Raw genomic sequence first — 15,399 nt, 5'->3', positions numbered from 1 at the left:
ACATGGGAGGGGGGAGCGCGCCATGGGCTAAGGCGAGCGCGTGGCGTTCCTTCTATCAGCTTCACGGGCGATCTTGACCACGCGATCGACAGAGCGCGCGAGACCGAGCGACGACGTGTCGACCACGAAGTCGGCCTGCTCGTAGAGGGCGCGCCGCGCCTGGAACAGGGCCCTGAGCTCCTTCATGGCGTCGGCCCGGTTCGCCATGGGGCGCGCGTCCCCCTGCTCGACGACGCGGCGCCAGTGGTCCTCGGGCTTCGCGCGCAGCCAGACGGTCACGGCGCAGCGCCGCAGCAGCCCGAACGTCGCCGGGTCGGTCACGAGGCCGCCGCCCGCGGCGAGGATGCCGTGCGCGCGCTCCTCGGCGAGCCGCGCGAGCTCCTCGCGCTCCAGCCGCCGATAGTAGGCGTTGCCGTGGATCTCGAACAGGGCGGCGAGGCTCATCCCGGCGCGGGCGGCCACCAGCCCGTCGAGCTCGAGGAAGGGCACCCCAAGCCGCGCCGCGGCGCGGCCGCCGATCGTGGTCTTGCCCGCCCCTCGCAGGCCGAGCAGCGCGACCAGGGCGCGCCCGACGTCCCCCCGCGCGCCGCGCCCCCCCTCGCCGGCGGCCCCGGCGCGCGGCGCCTCCCCGGCCGCCGCGAGATCGCCCTCGGAGAGCAGCGCGGCCGCCGAGGTGCCCAGCGCGCGGCCGATGTCGTCGAGCCGCACCACCGACACGTTCGCCCGCCCGCTCTCGAGCAGCACCAGGAAGCGCTCGCTCACCCCGGCGAGCTCAGCAAGCTCGCGCAGGGTGAGCGCGAGCTCCTTGCGCCGTAGCCGCAGCCGATCGGCCAGGTGCGCGAGGATCGGCGGCGCGCCCTCTTCAACGGACGCGGCGTCGCCGGCGGAGGCGGACGCGGCGCCCGCGGCAGACGAGGCGTCGCCGTCCGAGGCTGCGGCAGCCTCGGACTCCGGGTCTCGCCCTGCGCCCTCTCGGCGCGGCGTCCGGCGCGATGTCCGGCGTGGAAGCTCGCGGAGCGGCATCTCGGATATGCACTATATTTCCTGAACGCGAACGGTTCAAGCACTATACTGCTTGACGAAAGCGCCCCGGGGTGGTGGGCTCATCCCGATGGAAGCGACCTCCTCTCCTCCTCCGGCGGCGACCGCGCCGCAGACAAGAGCCCGGGACGAGGGCTCCCCCGGCGAGGCGCCGCCGCCCGTGCGCTTCGAGACGGAGCCGGGCCGCTACAGGCACTGGAAGCTCTCGTTCGAGGGGGCGATCGCGCGCGTCGCGCTCGACGTGGTCGAGGACGCGCCGATGCGGCCCGGCTATCAGCTGAAGCTGAACAGCTACGACCTCGGGGTCGACATCGAGCTCGCCGACATCGTGCAGCGGCTGCGCTTCGAGCGCCCGGAGGTGAAGGCGGTGGTCGTGACGAGCGCGCAGCCGCGGATCTTCTGCGCGGGCGCGAACATCTACATGCTCGGGTCGTCGACGCACTCCTTCAAGGTCAACTTCTGCAAGTTCACGAACGAGACGCGGCTCGCGCTCGAGGAGGCGTGCGCCGAGAGCGGGCAGCACTACCTCGCGGCGCTGAACGGGGTCGCCTCGGGCGGGGGCTACGAGCTCGCGCTCGCGTGCGAGGAGATCCTCCTCGCGGACGACGGGAGCAGCGCCGTCTCGTTCCCGGAGACGCCGCTGCTCGCGGTGCTCCCCGGCACGGGCGGGCTCACGCGGCTCGTCGACAAGCGCAAGGTGCGGCGCGACCTCGCGGACGTCTTCTCGACGCTCGCCGAGGGGGTGCGCGGCAAGCGCGCGCAGGAGTGGGGCCTCGTCGATCGGTCGATCCCGAAGAGCCGCTTCGATCAGGCGGTGGCCCAGCGCGCCGCCGAGCTCGCGGCGGCGACGCCGGACCGGCCGGGGCCGGGGGTGAAGCTCGCGCCGCTCGAGGCGCGGCGCGCCGAGCTCGAACAGGGGCGGGTCGTCGTGAGCGACTACCGCTACGTGTCGCTGCGGGTGGACCGCGCCGCGCGCACCGCGGAGCTCCGCGTGCTCGGGCCCGACGGCGAGGGGGCGACGGACGCCGCCGCGATGCGCAGGGCCGGGTCGGATCTGTGGGCGCTCCGCGCGTTCCGCGAGCTCGACGACGCGCTCCTCGACCTGCGCTTCAACCACGACGCGGTGGGCCTCGTCCTCCTGCGGACGACGGGCTCCCCGGCCGCGGTGCGCGCCGCGGACGAGGCGCTCTGGGCGGCCCGCGACGACTGGTTCGCGCGGGAGGTGCTGCTCCACATGCGGCGCGTGCTCAAGCGGCTCGACCTCACGGCGCGCAGCGTGTTCGCGCTGATCGAGCCGGGCTCGTGCTTCGCGGGGAGCCTGCTCGAGCTCGCGCTCGCGGCGGACCGGTCCTACATGCTGGACGGCGGCGCGGACGGCGGGGAGGCCGCCTTCGTCGGCCTGAGCGCGCTGAACTTCGGTCCGCTCGCGATGTCGAACGGCCTGTCGCGGCTCGCGTCGCGCTTCCTGGGCGCGCCGGAGCGCGCGGCGGCGCTGGAGGGGCGGAAGGACCTGCTGTCCGCCGAGGAGGCGCTCGCGGAGGGCCTCTGCACCTTCACGCCGGACGTGATGGACTGGGACGACGAGGTGCGGCTCGCGATCGAGGAGCGGCTGAGCCTGTCGCCCGACGCGCTCACCGGGATGGAGGCGAGCCTGCGCTTCTGCGGGCCGGAGACGATGGAGACGAAGATCTTCGCCCGGCTCTCCGCCTGGCAGAACTGGATCTTCCAGCGCCCGAACGCGGTCGGCCCGCGCGGCGCGCTGACCATGTACGGGCGCCCGGAGCGCCCCGAGTTCGACTGGAGGCGGACATGAGCGCGGTCATCAACTCGGAGCGGATCCCGAACAACGTCGACCTCGCGTCGGACAGGAAGCTCCAGCGCGCCCTCGAGGCGTGGCAGCCGAAGTTCCTCGACTGGTGGCGGGAGACGGGGCCCGAGGGGTTCCAGGCGGACGACATCTACCTGCGCACGGCGATCAGCGTCGATCACGAGGGGTGGGCGCACTTCGACTACGTGAAGATGCCCGACTACCGCTGGGGCATCTTCCTCGCCGACCCGGTGCCCGGCCGGACGATCGGCTTCGGCGATCACCTCGGCGAGCCGGTGTGGCAGGAGGTGCCGGGGGAGCTCCGGAACATGCTGCGCCGGCTCGTGGTGACGCAGGGGGACACCGAGCCGGCGAGCGTGGAGCAGCAGCGGCTGCTCGGGCAGAGCTGCCCGAGCGTGTACGACCTCCGGAACCTGTTCCAGGTGAACGTCGAGGAGGGGCGGCACCTCTGGGCGATGGTGTACCTCCTGCACAGCCACTTCGGGCGCGACGGCCGGGAGGAGGCGGAGGCGCTCCTGGAGCGGCGGAGCGGCGATCCGGACAAGCCGCGGATCCTGGGCGCCTTCAACGAGCCGTGCACGAACTGGCTCTCGTTCTTCATGTTCACCTACTTCACGGACCGCGACGGCAAGTACCAGCTGCTCGCGCTCTCGGAGAGCGGCTTCGATCCGCTCTCGCGCACGACGCGGTTCATGCTGACCGAGGAGGCGCACCACATGTTCGTCGGCGAGACGGGCCTGCTCCGCATCTGCCAGCGGACGTGCGAGCTGATGAAGCGGAACAAGAACGAGGACGCGCGCGCCGAGGGCGGCGTCGATCTGCCGACGATGCAGAAGTACGTGAACCTCTGGTACTCGCTGTCGCTGGACCTCTTCGGCGGGGAGATCTCGTCGAACGCCGCGTCGTTCTTCGCGTCGAGCGTGAAGGGCCGCGCCAAGGAGGACTCCTACGACGACCACCGGGCGCTCGAGGGCGTGTACGTGATCGACGTACCGCACGCGCCGCTCGCGGCGGGCGGCGGCGCGGTGTCCGGGTGGAGGCGCGAGGAGGTGCCGCTCCGCAACGCGATGAACGAGGTGCTGCGCGACGAGTACGTGAGCGACTCGCAGCGCGGGCTCGACAAGATGAACCGGGTGATCGAGGAGTCCGGCGTCTCGTTCCGGCTGAAGCTGCCGAGCCGGCGCTTCCACCGGAGCTCGGGGATCTACGCGGGGCTCCACTTCGACCCCGAGGGCAACCCGCTCTCGAAGGCGGAGTGGGAGCGCCGGCGCGACGACTGGCTGCCGACCGCGAGCGACGAGGCCTACGTGCGGAGCCTGATGGAGAAGCCGGTGTTCGATCCGAAGCAGATGGCGAACTGGATCGCGGCGCCGGCGCGAGGGCTCAAGGGCAAGCCCGTCGACTTCGAGTACGTGCGGCGCTGCGGGTAACACGGCCGAGGCGCGGCGCCGCCCGGTCGCGTGGGTCACCCTGGCGGCGCACCCGCGTCGGGCGGCGCGGCCCCCGACGCGGGCGGCGGCGGCGGCGCCTTCTTCGGCGGGTCGCCGTGCTCGGCCGCGAGCTTCTTCACGAGCCCGTCGAGGAGCACCTGCTCGTGGTACTGCGGCATCGCCGGGAGCTGCACGGCGACGCGCACGCCGGCGCGGCCGTTCACGATCTCGATCGAGCCCTGCGTCGCCTTGCCCCCGCTCTCCGGGCTCCGGTACTCGAAGAGCAGGTAGCCGTTCGCGACGTCCTTCTCGACGATCGTGAAGCCGAGATCGACGCGCACGAGGCGCAGCGCCGTGCCGAAGGTCTGGTCGAAGGTGTAAGGCGACTCATACGCGACGCTGGCGCTGGCATCACCGCCGCCGAGGCCGACGGCCGCGGGGAGGGCCAGCGCGAGGGCGAGCAGCGCGATCGGCGGGAGGCGGCGCATGGCCGCGGCGTAGCAGGGGCGGGCGAGGGTGGGCCAAGTTCCCTGTCCAAGATCGCGCGGGTATGCTGGCATCCACGCCGATGAACCGACCCTACGTCGAGCAGCTCCGCATCCAGGGGTATGGCTGCGTGCACGACGCGACCCTGGAGCTCACCCCGCTGCACGCGCTCATCGGGCCGAACGACAGCGGCAAGAGCACCGTGCTGCGCGCGCTCCGGACCCTCGCCTCCGTCCTCGAGCGCGCGCTCGTGGAGCCGGCGCCCGACGCGCTCGGGCGCGGTCCCGCGGCGGGCAGGGCCCCGGGCAGCGCGCTGTTCGAGGTGTCGTCGGCGAGCGCGGCGTGGCGCGTGGAGCTCGACGCGGCAGGGCGGTTCCGCTCCACCTCGTTCCCGAGGGACCTCGGCCCCCCTTCCCTGCTCGACGACATCGACGACGGCGAGACCACGCGGAGCGGGCCGAGCCCCGAGCGCCCCGCGCCCGAGATCGTCCAGGCGCTGCGCGGCGCGCAGACGCTCCGCCTCGACCCGGACGCGCTCCGGAGCGCGCACCCGCTGATCCCCGACGGGCAGCCGCTCTGCTTCGCCGACGAGCGCGGCACCGGCCTGCCGGCCGTCTACGACGCCGTGATCAGCCGCGATCTGTCGGCCTACATCGACCTGAACGAGGAGCTCGCGCGCCTCTTCCCCAGCGTGAAGAGCATCCACCTCGCCAACCCGAGCCCCACCGCGAAGGCCATCGGCGTGAAGCTCGAGGGCGGCACCGTCGTGCCGGCGGAGCTGATGAGCGAGGGCATGCTCTACTACCTCGCCTTCGCGGCGCTGCCGCACCTCGATCCCACGCCGCTCCTCCTCGTCGAGGAGCCCGAGCACGGGCTCCACCCCGCGCGCATCGCCGACGTGATGCGCGCCCTGCGCATCGTCTCCGAGAAGACCCAGGTCCTCCTCGCGACGCACAGCCCGCTCGTCGTGAACGAGCTCCAGCCCGAGGAGGTCACGATCATCACCCGCGCCGGCGAGCAGGGGACGCAGGCCACGCGCATCCTGAACACGCCGGGGTTCGAGGAGCGCGCCAGGGTGTACGCGCTGGGCGAGCTCTGGCTCAGCTACGCGAACGGCGCGGACGAGGCGCCGCTGCTCGCCGGAGGCCCGCGGCCGTGACGAAGCCCCCGGAGAAGACCCGGATCTTCCTCGTGGGCGAGGGCGAGAACGAGCTGGGCAGCCGCGCCGGAGCGCCCGCGTACCAGTCCGACAAACGCCCCGGCGTGCTCTGGACGCTGCTCTCGCGCGTCCAGCCCGCCGGGTGGGTCGTCGGCGGCGCCCGCGAGTGGAAGAGCATCCGGAAATACAAGGCGCGCGGGGCGACCCACGAGGACACGCGCAACGTGCTCGGCGCGGCGCTCGACGCGAAGGAGGCGGGGTGCGACGTGCTCGCGTTCTCCCGCGACATCGACCGCGATCCGGCGCGCCGCGAGGCGATCGAGGAGGGGATCCGGCGCGTGGCCTCGACCATGCCGGCGCCGCCCGAGGTGATCGGCGGGGTGGCGGTGCCGGCGCTGTCGGGCTGGATCCTCGCGCTCCTCGGGGAGAAGGCGACCGAGGAGCTCTCGCCGCTCAGGGCGCAGGCGATGCTGGCCGCGAAGGGCATGATGCCGGACGACGGCGCCGCGATGGTGCGCGTCGCCGAGGACGCGGACCTCGACGCGGTCCCCCAGGACGCCGCCTCGCTCACGGAGTGGATCGCGCGGGCGCGCGCGGTGCTGCCGCGGCGCGCCGGCCGGGGGGTGAGATGAGCGGATCCGCCGAGCTGCCCGGCGACGCAGCAGGCGAGGCCCGGGAGCGCGGCGGCTACGATCCACACGCCGCGTTGTCCCACCCCCGCTGCTCGGGGAGGGGCGCCGCGGCGCTCCCCGGGTCGATGGCGGCGCCGATCGCCGCGGCGACGATGTGCCAGCCGACCTGCGTGACATAGAGCAGGAACACGAACACGGCGCCTGGGCCCCGGACGACCGGCTCGGGGAAGAACATCGCGAGCGCCATGTAAGCCGAGAGCTGGAAGGCGCCGAAGTAGCCGGGCCCCGCGGGCACGAGGATGCCGATGCCGATGCAGCCGACCACGACGCACGCCTCGGCGAACGTCACGCCCGCGAGGCCCGCCCCCCACGCGAGCAGCCAGACGCCCGCCGCGTTGATGCCCCAGTACGAGAGCGTCTCGAGCAGGAACGGGCCGGTGGAGCGCGCCGCGGGCAGGAAGCTCAGGCCGCCGGCGACGCGCTCGACGATGCCCGCGAGGCGCTCGGCGAGGCGCGGCGAGACGGCGCCCACCACGGCGCGCGTCGCGCGGCGCGCGAGGTCGCGGCGCCAAAAGAAGAGCGCCATCAGCGCGAAGCACGCCGCGAAGAGCGCGAGCACGCCGTACGCGGCGCGGGGCACCGCGGCCGCCGGGACGCGCAGGTCCCCGATGTGGTCCGGGAGCGGATCGAGCGGCGTGGAGAGCGAGAGCGCCGCGAACAGGAGCAAGCTCAGGACGAGGCCGTCGATGATGCGCTCGGCCGCGACGGTGCCCGTCGCCTCCCAGAGGCGGACGGAGCCGCGCCGCGCGATGAGGTACGGCCGCACCACCTCGCCCGTGCGCAGCGGGGAGAGGAGGATCGCCGCGAAGGCGATCCACGAGACCGCGATCGCGCTGCGGGTCGAGACCTCGCCGACGGGCCGCAGGAGGTGCCGCCAGCGGACGGCGCGGAAGAAATGGACCGCGACCAGCGAGGCCACGTAGGCGACCACCGTCCAGGGGCGCACCGCGGCGAGCGCGTCGCCCGGGGGCAGGAGCGGCAGGCCGCCGTGCGCGAGCAGCCAGGCGAGGCCGGCGCCGAGCAGCAGCGAGACCGCGATCCGGAGGGCGTGGCGACGGACGAAGCGCCGCGCGTCCGCCGGCGGAGAGGTGGTGTCCTGGGAGCCCACGGCGGCGTGGCGTAGCACGGCGCCGCCGGGCCGCGTCAACGGCGGCACTGCGGGGCGGCGGAGAGCGCGGCCCTCGCCGTCTCCCGCAGGCCGTGCGGCGTGTCCTTGTCGAGCAGCGGCTCGAGGCGCGCCGGGAGGTCCGCGGGGTGCACCGCCCCGAGCGCCGCGAGCGCCGCCGTTCCGAGGCGCTGATCGCGCTCGCCGAGCGGCGCCTTCGCGCGCAGCGCGAGCCGCGTCCACAGGTCGACCGAGCTCCGGTCGCACATCGCGCCGAGCGCGAGGATCGCCCGCGCGCGCACCTCGACGTCCTCCGCCTTGTCCTCCGCGCGATCGCGCACGGCCTCGATGTGCGCCGTCGCGCGGTGCGCGCCGAGGCCGTCGAGCGCGTCGCCGCGCACCTCGGGCGAACGGTCCGCGAGCGCGCCGACGAGCGCCCGGTCGCCCGCCGGCGTCGCCGGCATCGCGCCGAGCGCGCGCGCGGCGCCGCCGCGCACGAACGTCCACGGGTCGCCGGCGAGCCGCGCGGAGAGCGCCTCGGCCGCGCCGGCGGGCAGCCTCGCCCCGGCGGAGGCCGCGCGCGCGAGCGCGACGATCGCCGCCTCGCGCACCCGCACCTCCGGATCGGAGACCGCCGCGAGCAGGTCCGGCGCGAGGGCCGGCACGTCCGCCGCGACCTCGGCGGCGCGGAGGCGCACGTGCGCGTCGGCGTCCTTGCGGAGCGACGCGCGCAGGTACACCTCCGCCGGCGCCTCGCCCGCGCGGGCGAGCGCCGCGGCCGGCGCCTGGAGCAGGTACCGCCGCTGGAAGGGGGCGCCCGGCGCGGACGCGAGCGCCTGGAACGCCGCGCTGCCGCCCTTCACCCGGCCGAGCGCGGGGCCGAGCGCGCGCAGGAGGTCGAGCTGGACGTCCTCCGGGCGGGCGCGGAGCCGGTCGAGCTGCACCTCGTCCTCGACCGCGGGGGCCGCGCGCTCGCTCCGCGCGGCCAGCGCGAGCGCGGCCCGGATCTCCCGCCGCGTCGCGCCGCGCGCCCCGGGGAGGGCGTCGAGCAGCGCCGGGATCGCCTCGGCGGGCGCCACGAGCGCGAGCTCGCGGGCCGCCGCGACCTTCGCGCCGGGGGCGCCCTCCTTCACGATCGCCGCGAGCGCCGGCGCGGCGGCGCGCCCGCAGCGGCGGATGCGGTCGCGCGCGTGGTGGAGCTCGGGATCGGGATCGGCCGGCGGCGCGCGCCGGTCGCGCCGGGGCGGGGCCGACGCCGTGGCGGACGCGAGCCGCGCGGTGAAGAAGGGGATCTGCGTCGCGCACGGCGCGGCGTCGATGACGCCCGCCGCGAGCTGCCTGCCCGCCGGGTCGAGCTTGTCGTAGCCGGCGATCGCCGCCGCGATCGCCTCCGGCCCGCCGCGCGCGAGCAGCGCCGCCGCCGCCCTGGATCGCTCGCCGCCGCCCGCGAGCGCGCCGACGAGCGCCTCCGGGGCCTGCCCGTCGAACGCGGTGCGCGCGGTGATCTCGGCGATCGTGACGCGCACGTCCGCGGGCGGCGCGCCGCGCGCGTGGGCCTCGTCGAGCACGACGGCGAGGCACGAGGTCCTGATCTCCTCGGGCAGCTTCACCTCGTAGCCGGCGGTCTCCTTGAGCCACGCGTCGTCGGGGAGGCTCACCTCGAAGAGGCGGTCCGGCGTCGCGACGTAGAACGTGCGCGGGGCGGCGCCGCCCTGCACGCCGTCCGGCGGCTTGATGCGCAGGCCGAGGCCCGTGATCCCGACCTCGTCCGCCGACGAGAACGACACGAACTCGCCCCGGCCCGTGCCCGCCTTGCCCTCGGACCACGCGGTCTTCGGGTCGCCGTCGGCGATCTCCGCGAACCGCTTGCCGATCGCGCTCGACGCCGCGGTCGGGCGCAGCAGCCGGAACGCGGGCGCAGGGGCGTCGGTCTCCCGGCGCTCCGCGGTCAGCTTGCGCGCCGCGCTCCGCTCCGCGGCCGGCAGGTTCTGGAAGCTCGCCCCCTTCACGAGCGCCATGGTCCGCGGGTCGACCTCCTGCGCGCCGACCAGCGCCGGCCGCCCGCAGAGGGTCACGTCCTCGCGCCGGTGCCCGACGAGCACGCGGCTGCCGCTCGCGAGCGGCTCCACGACGACGACGTCGCTCCGCCCCTCGCCGTGCTCCCCGCTCGCGACGCCGGTCCAGCCGCTCCAGAGCACGACCGGCGCCGCCCCCTTCCCCGCGAGCGGCGCCGCGAGCAGCATCACCCACGTCCCGCCCGAGGTCACCGCCGACGCCCGCCGCGACTCGCTCGACGCCGGCGCGGCGCCGGGCGCCGGCGCCTCGATCATCGCGAGGCGCTTGCCGTCGGCCAGCGTGATCGCCGCCGCGCGCGCGCCGCCGAGCAGCGGCGCGACGTCGTCGGGCACGGCGACCGCCGCGCCGCCGTCGGCCGCGCACGCGGCGGCCGTGGGGCAGGCGCGGGCGGTGATCCCGCGGGCGTCGATCCGGACGGCGAGCGCCTGCTGGCCCGCCGCGTGGGGGAGCGCGAGGGAGACGCCGCTCTGCGCGGAGGCGATCGCCGAGGTCGAGGACAGCGCCCCGAGGAGGAGCGCGGCGCATCCAGCGCGGCGCGCCGCGGGGTGAAGCTCTGAGCCGGTCATGGGCGGCATCGTCGTCCGCCGCGCCGCTCCAGGCAATGCGTCGGCGCGGCGGAAGTTACTTCCGCGTCACTTCGGCGTCTCCGCGGCGGGGATCCAGAAGCCGCCCTCGTCGGGCGGCGTCATGCCGAGCGCCTTCGGGAGCACGTTGGTCCAGCCCGCCACCGTCTCCAGCACGTAGACCTCCGCGCCGGCCTCGATCTCGCCGACCGGCTTCTCCTTCTCGTCGCGCCGCGCCCGCACCGGCACCGACCGCTGCGCCTTGACGATCGGCGGCGCCTTGTCGAGCGCGAGCTGCGCGCCGGCCACCGCCGTCGTCGGCGGGATGTACTGGTCCATCATCTCGCCCTTTTTCAGGGGTTCGAGGTCCTTGAGGCGGGCCCAGGCGTCGATGGTGAGATCGCCGCGCGACATCAGGTGGACGAAGCCGGACTTCGCCTCGGTGCTCCAGAAGAGCTGCGCCGCCCCTTCCAGCATCTTCAGCGTGAAGATCACGTCGCCGTTCGCGCGGTCGAAGAGCTCGATCGAGGACGTCTTCATCAGGTAACCGCGGGCGCTGCCGGGGACCTCCATTCTCATGGGGGTGCCGCGCTGCAGCGTGAACGCGTCGCACGAGGCCGTCGCCTTCGCCGTCTGGCCGTCGGACCCGGAGATCAAGAGCTCCGCCCGGAGCGAGTCGCCCGTCGCCGCGACGAGCTTCACCTTCTGGGCGCTCGAGATCCAGACGTGCCCGCCGATGACCGGGATGTCGCGCGTCGTGAACACCGAGACGTCCGAGGGCGCGACGTACCCCTCGATGCGCAGCGACGGCGAGCCGTCCGACGTGCTCAGCCGGGCCCGGCCGGCCGCCGGGTCCGCCGGGATGGCGCTCAGGGTCATCGGGACCAGCGCGCCGGTGAACGTCGCGATCGTCCGGCCGCCGCTCGGCGCGTCGTAGAGCTTCGCCCCCTTGAACACCGGCGCCGTCCCCTTCAGCTTGCAGCTCGGCCCGGAAACCACCGGCGCGGGCGGCGCCGGCGCGGGCGGCGCGGTCTGCGCCCTCGCCTCGGGGACGGCGGGCGCACCCGGGAGGCCTGCGCCGCAGAGCACCGCCCCAAGAGCCAGAAGACCAAGTCCCAGAACCTCGCTTCTCATCCATCCCTCCGACGTAGGCCGGCGGCCCCGCGCCCGCGGCGATAACGCGCACGCTCCGTGCTTGTCGAGTCTCGTCGCGTCTCCTCGGAGCCGCCGGACTCGTCCATGGCGGCGTACCTCGAAGAAGGACCCTCAGGCGCGCCCGAGCTGTCCCTGCCGTTGGTCGGATCATCCTAGCGGATGATTCAGGGTCCGCCCGAGAAAGGTCCTACCTCGCAGCGCGCCGGGCCGTTCGGGTGTATTGAGGCGGAGCGCCCGACACGACGCAAGCCGGACAGCCCGGCTGGACGGCACGGGCATCCCCCGGGAAGCTACGCCATGCACGGATTCGACCTCGCGTTCGCCTCACCCCGCAAGCTGCCGCGCGCCCGCGAGCTACGCGGCAACGTCGCCGTGCTCGACATCGCCTTCGCCTCGGAAGCCGGGGGCAAGAGCTTCGAGACGGTCACGCTCCCCCTCATCCAGGAGCTCGGGCCGCGGCTCGCCGCCTGGGTCGACCACCACGACAGCGCCCACCACGCGCGCTTCGCGGGCGACCACCGCTTCGTGCTGTCGACGAAGGCCGAGCACGGCGCCTGCCCCGAGATGATCACCCCGGAGGTCGTCGCGCGGGCCGGGCGCGTCGACACCCTGGTCTGCCACGTCGACTTCGACGGCCTCGCGAGCGGCGCCAAGTGGATGCGCGGGGGCGTCGAGCCCTACCCCGGCTGCGACGACGACGCGCGCGCCATCGACACCCGCATCGGCGTCCCGGGCCCGATCGCCACCCGCATGGACCGCGCCCTGCGCGCCCGCCCCCGCGACCAGGCCCTCTTCGGGATCATCGTCCGGCACCTCGCCTCCGGCCTCGCCGACCCGTCGCTCTGGGCCCCGATCGACCAGGCCGGCGCCGAGCTCGCCGCGCTCGAGGTCGAGACGCGCCGCATCGCGCTCCGCTACGAGCGCGTCGAGCCGGGGCTCGTCCTCGTCGACGCGTCGCAGCGCGGCGGGCCCTACGACAAGACGCTGCTGCTGCTCATCGGCCAGGAGCGGGCGCCGATCTCCGTCGTCGTCGACGGCGACAGCATCACGTTCGCCGCCCGCTTCGACAGCGGGGTGAACTTCCTCGAAGCCTTCAAGATCTCGGGGGGCATGCCGACCCGCATCTCCCTCCAGCGCTCGAAGCTCAAGGAGGCGCTCACGGCGCTCGGGGTCAAGCCGGCCGACGCGAGCCGGCTCGCCGCTCCCCCGTGAGCGCGCCCTTTCGGGCGCCCTCCCCGAGCCCCCTTCCGCAGCGCCCCTCCGCAGGCCGCTTCCGCAGCGCCTCTCCGCAGGCCGCTTCCACAGCGTCCTCCCCCGCCGACACTCGTTGACGCTGTCGCCCCCGACTGGTAGGGGCATTGCAGATCTGCAATTTGCAATTCTGCAATGAGGCGTGACCCGAGGTACCACGCCTGCGCCGAGCACGAGGGGTATGGCAGCGACAACCTTGGCAGCGACAACCTGGTCTCCGACGTCGAGCAGCGGTGTCGACGAGCTCCTGTTCCGGAACGACACCGTCTCGCTCTGCCTGCTGGTCAATCGACGGCACCGGACGCTCCGCATCATCGATTTTCGCGCGGGGCCGACCCCGTCGAAGCGCAACCTCGTCCTCGCGACCGCCAGGCGCGAGGGGGTGGAGAAGATCTTCACCCTGGTCGAGCGCGACGAGGTGCCGACGTGGATCCGCCTCGGGTTCGTCCGGGAGGGCTCGATCCCCGGCTTCTACAAGCGCAGCGACGCGTGGATCCTCGGGGCGGTGGTGTCGCAGATGGCGTCGCGGGTGCGCGAGGAGGACGACGCCGAGGGCGCCGGGGACCGGGAGAGCTCCCCCGCGGTGCTGCTCGCCGAGCGCACGATCACCCGCGCGCGGCGGCTGCTCCGGGAGGGCGAGGAGCGGCCCCTGCCCGCGGTGAAGCTCGCGCCCGCGAGCGGACTCGAGCTCAGGCGGGCCGTCGCGGTCGCGCAGCGGGCGGGGCGGGCGCTCACCGGGTTCGAGCCGTTCGGGCGCGACGCCGTGCGCACGGGCTACGTGCTGTCCGCGCGGGGCGGCTTCAGCCTGCACGCGGCGTGGGAGATGCAGTCGTGCTTCGGCAACTCGTTCCTGGAGCTGCTCACGTCGCCGCGCAGCGAGGCGGAGCGGCTCGCCACGACGGCGGCGATCGGCGCGCTCTGCGACCGCCTCGTCGCGGAGCGCGCCGTGAGCACGTTCACCTTCGCGCCGGCCGACGACGTGGAGCTGTCCGCCGCGCTGCTCGCGAACGGTTTCCGCCGCTCGGCGGTGCTGGCGCGCCACCTCGTGGTCGGCCGCGCCCGCAAGGACGCGATCCTCTGGGCGAAGAAGCTCGTCGCGCCCGAGGCCTGAGCGGCGCGGAGCTCCGGCAGCGGCGCGGCGGCAGCGCCGATCGCCGCCGCTGCCGTCACGCGCGTCGTGCCGCGCGGGCGGCTACGGCGCGAGCTTGACCTCGTAGTCCTCGATGACCGTGTTGGCCAGCATCTCGTCCGCCATCTTCTTCAGCCGCTCCTCCAGGTCGGGCGCGTTCCCGAGCGAGGGGTCGAGCTCGATCTCGATGAGCTTGCCCACGCGCACGCCCTTCACGCCGGGGAAGCCGAGCGACGTGAGGGCGCGCTTCACGGCGTCGCCCTGCGGATCAAGGACCTCTTTCTTCAATCGGACGTTGACGACAGCTTTCACTGGCTTTGCTCCAAGGGCTCTTTCCGCGACGCTACGGGCGCGGCCGCGCCCGTCTACAGGCCGAGGTTGCGCGGGATGCGCACGGCCGGGTCCTCGAGGTCGGGGACGAAGGCCGTGCCGGTGATCTGCTCGAACGCGCCGATGTAGCGGCGGGACGCCTCGATCCGGACCTCGTCCGGGATGGCCGGGATCGGCCCCTCGCCCTGGAAGCCCCGCGCGGCGAGCCAGCGGCGGACGTACTCCTTGTCGAACGACTCCGGGTCCTCGCCGGCCGCGAAGCGCTCGTCGTACGAGGCGGAGAACCAGAAGCGGGACGAGTCGGGGGTGTGGATCTCGTCGATGACCACGATGTTCCCGCTCCGGTCCTTGCCGAACTCGTACTTCGTGTCGACCAGGATGAGCCCCTGGTCCGCGCACATCCGGGCGCCGCGCTCGAAGAGGGCGAGCGCCATCTCGGCGGCGGCGTCGAAATCCGCCGGCGCGATCGTGCCGAGGGCGAGGATCTCCTCGCGGGAGGCCGAGAGGTCGTGCCCGCCCTTCGGGGCCTTCGTGCTCGGCGTGAGGATGGGGCGCGGCAGGCGCTCGTTCTTGCGGAGGCCGTCGGGGAGGCGGTGGCCGCAGAAGACGCGCTCGCCGCGCGCGTAGTGCGTCCAGATGCTCGTCGAGGTCACGCCCGTCACGTAGGCGCGCACCACCATCTCGACGGGGAGCGGGGTGCACTCGCGCGCCTCGAGCACGTTCGGGTCGGGCACGGAGATCATGTGGTTCGGCGCGACGTCCCGCGTGCGCTCGAACCAGAAGGCCGAGAGCCGGTTCAGCACCTGCCCCTTCAGCGGCAGCGTGCCGAGCACGCGGTCGAAGGCGCTGATGCGGTCGGTGACGACGAGCAGGCGCCGGCCGTCCGGCGTCGTGTAGCAGTCGCGCACCTTGCCCTCGTAGCGGGCGAAGGGGCCCGCGAGCGAGGTGCGGTCGAGCACCGTGCCGAGCGCGGCGCGCAGAGCGTCCTCGGTGACCATGGGGCGCGGCTTACCCGGCATCCGGGGCCGAGTCGACAGGTTTCCGATGGCGCGGGGCGAGTTCCTCCCGCCGCGCCGGCCCCGCGCCCTCGCCGGAGCCCGGCGCCCTCGCGGGAGCCCGCGCGCCCTCGCCGGAGCCCCGTTGGTCTCCGGCCG

The 15,399-nt window shown here is 74.4% G+C and carries 13 protein-coding genes; 6 read left to right on the top strand and 7 right to left on the bottom strand.

Annotated elements, in window-relative coordinates; translation table 11 throughout:
- Positions 1–27: 27 nt before the first annotated feature.
- Entirely contained in the window at positions 28–1,023 is a 996-nt protein-coding gene (locus WMF43_RS07145) for a shikimate kinase (RefSeq protein WP_437678500.1), read from the bottom strand.
- Between the two features lie 88 nt (positions 1,024–1,111).
- Here WMF43_RS07145 and boxC point away from each other — a divergent pair, with 88 nt between their 5' ends.
- Both boxC and boxB read left to right on the top strand, forming a co-directional pair.
- Positions 1,112–2,854, top strand: a complete 1,743-nt coding sequence (boxC, locus tag WMF43_RS07140; RefSeq protein ID WP_437678498.1) for a 2,3-epoxybenzoyl-CoA dihydrolase — start codon at positions 1,112–1,114, stop codon at positions 2,852–2,854.
- Positions 2,851–4,299: a benzoyl-CoA 2,3-epoxidase subunit BoxB gene (gene boxB, locus WMF43_RS07135; protein WP_437678496.1), complete on the top strand. Its 1,449-nt coding sequence runs from the start codon at positions 2,851–2,853 to the stop codon at positions 4,297–4,299. Before boxC ends, boxB begins: the two co-directional genes overlap by 4 nt.
- Before the next feature lie 35 nt (positions 4,300–4,334).
- Here the strand turns inward: boxB and WMF43_RS07130 are convergent, their stop codons facing one another.
- Positions 4,335–4,787 (bottom strand): hypothetical protein, encoded by a 453-nt coding sequence (locus tag WMF43_RS07130; RefSeq protein ID WP_437678494.1) that lies wholly within the window; start codon positions 4,785–4,787, stop codon positions 4,335–4,337.
- Positions 4,788–4,867: 80 nt separating this feature from the next.
- Between WMF43_RS07130 and WMF43_RS07125 the strand changes: the two genes are divergently transcribed.
- Both WMF43_RS07125 and WMF43_RS07120 read left to right on the top strand, forming a co-directional pair.
- Entirely contained in the window at positions 4,868–5,944 is a 1,077-nt protein-coding gene (locus WMF43_RS07125) for an AAA family ATPase (protein ID WP_437678493.1), read from the top strand.
- A complete protein-coding gene (locus WMF43_RS07120) occupies positions 5,941–6,576 on the top strand; it encodes a hypothetical protein (RefSeq protein WP_437678492.1) in 636 nt (211 codons plus the stop codon). The genes WMF43_RS07125 and WMF43_RS07120 overlap by 4 nt, the downstream gene beginning before the upstream one ends.
- Positions 6,577–6,631: 55 nt before the next feature.
- Here WMF43_RS07120 and WMF43_RS07115 read toward each other — a convergent pair whose 3' ends face one another.
- The 3 genes from WMF43_RS07115 to WMF43_RS07105 form a co-directional block, all read right to left on the bottom strand.
- Positions 6,632–7,744, bottom strand: coding sequence for a lysylphosphatidylglycerol synthase transmembrane domain-containing protein (locus WMF43_RS07115; RefSeq protein WP_437678491.1), 1,113 nt, complete (start codon positions 7,742–7,744; stop codon positions 6,632–6,634).
- 35 nt (positions 7,745–7,779) lie between these two features.
- On the bottom strand, positions 7,780–10,383 hold the full coding sequence (locus tag WMF43_RS07110; RefSeq protein WP_437678489.1) for a HEAT repeat domain-containing protein: 2,604 nt from the start codon (positions 10,381–10,383) through the stop codon (positions 7,780–7,782).
- Between the two features lie 66 nt (positions 10,384–10,449).
- Positions 10,450–11,514 carry a hypothetical protein gene (locus WMF43_RS07105; RefSeq protein ID WP_437678487.1) on the bottom strand — a complete coding sequence of 355 codons (1,065 nt, stop codon included), beginning with the start codon at positions 11,512–11,514 and terminating at the stop codon, positions 10,450–10,452.
- 318 nt (positions 11,515–11,832) lie between these two features.
- Here WMF43_RS07105 and WMF43_RS07100 point away from each other — a divergent pair, with 318 nt between their 5' ends.
- Together WMF43_RS07100 and WMF43_RS07095 are read left to right on the top strand one after the other, a co-directional pair.
- Positions 11,833–12,747 carry a hypothetical protein gene (locus WMF43_RS07100; RefSeq protein ID WP_437678485.1) on the top strand — a complete coding sequence of 305 codons (915 nt, stop codon included), beginning with the start codon at positions 11,833–11,835 and terminating at the stop codon, positions 12,745–12,747.
- A gap of 235 nt (positions 12,748–12,982) precedes the next feature.
- Positions 12,983–13,897 carry a hypothetical protein gene (locus WMF43_RS07095; RefSeq protein ID WP_437678484.1) on the top strand — a complete coding sequence of 305 codons (915 nt, stop codon included), beginning with the start codon at positions 12,983–12,985 and terminating at the stop codon, positions 13,895–13,897.
- A gap of 81 nt (positions 13,898–13,978) precedes the next feature.
- On the opposite strand, the gene purS is transcribed toward WMF43_RS07095, so the two are convergent.
- Positions 13,979–14,227, bottom strand: a complete 249-nt coding sequence (gene purS, locus WMF43_RS07090) for a phosphoribosylformylglycinamidine synthase subunit PurS (RefSeq protein WP_437678482.1) — start codon at positions 14,225–14,227, stop codon at positions 13,979–13,981.
- A 53-nt stretch (positions 14,228–14,280) separates the two neighbouring features.
- On the bottom strand, positions 14,281–15,243 hold the full coding sequence (locus tag WMF43_RS07085; RefSeq protein ID WP_437678480.1) for a phosphoribosylaminoimidazolesuccinocarboxamide synthase: 963 nt from the start codon (positions 15,241–15,243) through the stop codon (positions 14,281–14,283).
- Between the last annotated feature and the right edge of the window lie 156 nt (positions 15,244–15,399).

The organism is Sorangium sp. So ce131, from assembly GCF_051519095.1.
GTDB lineage: Bacteria > Myxococcota_A > Polyangia > Polyangiales > Polyangiaceae > Sorangium.
Note: the sequence above shows the minus strand (reverse complement) of the source record. Positions and strands in the feature narration are given on the sequence as shown.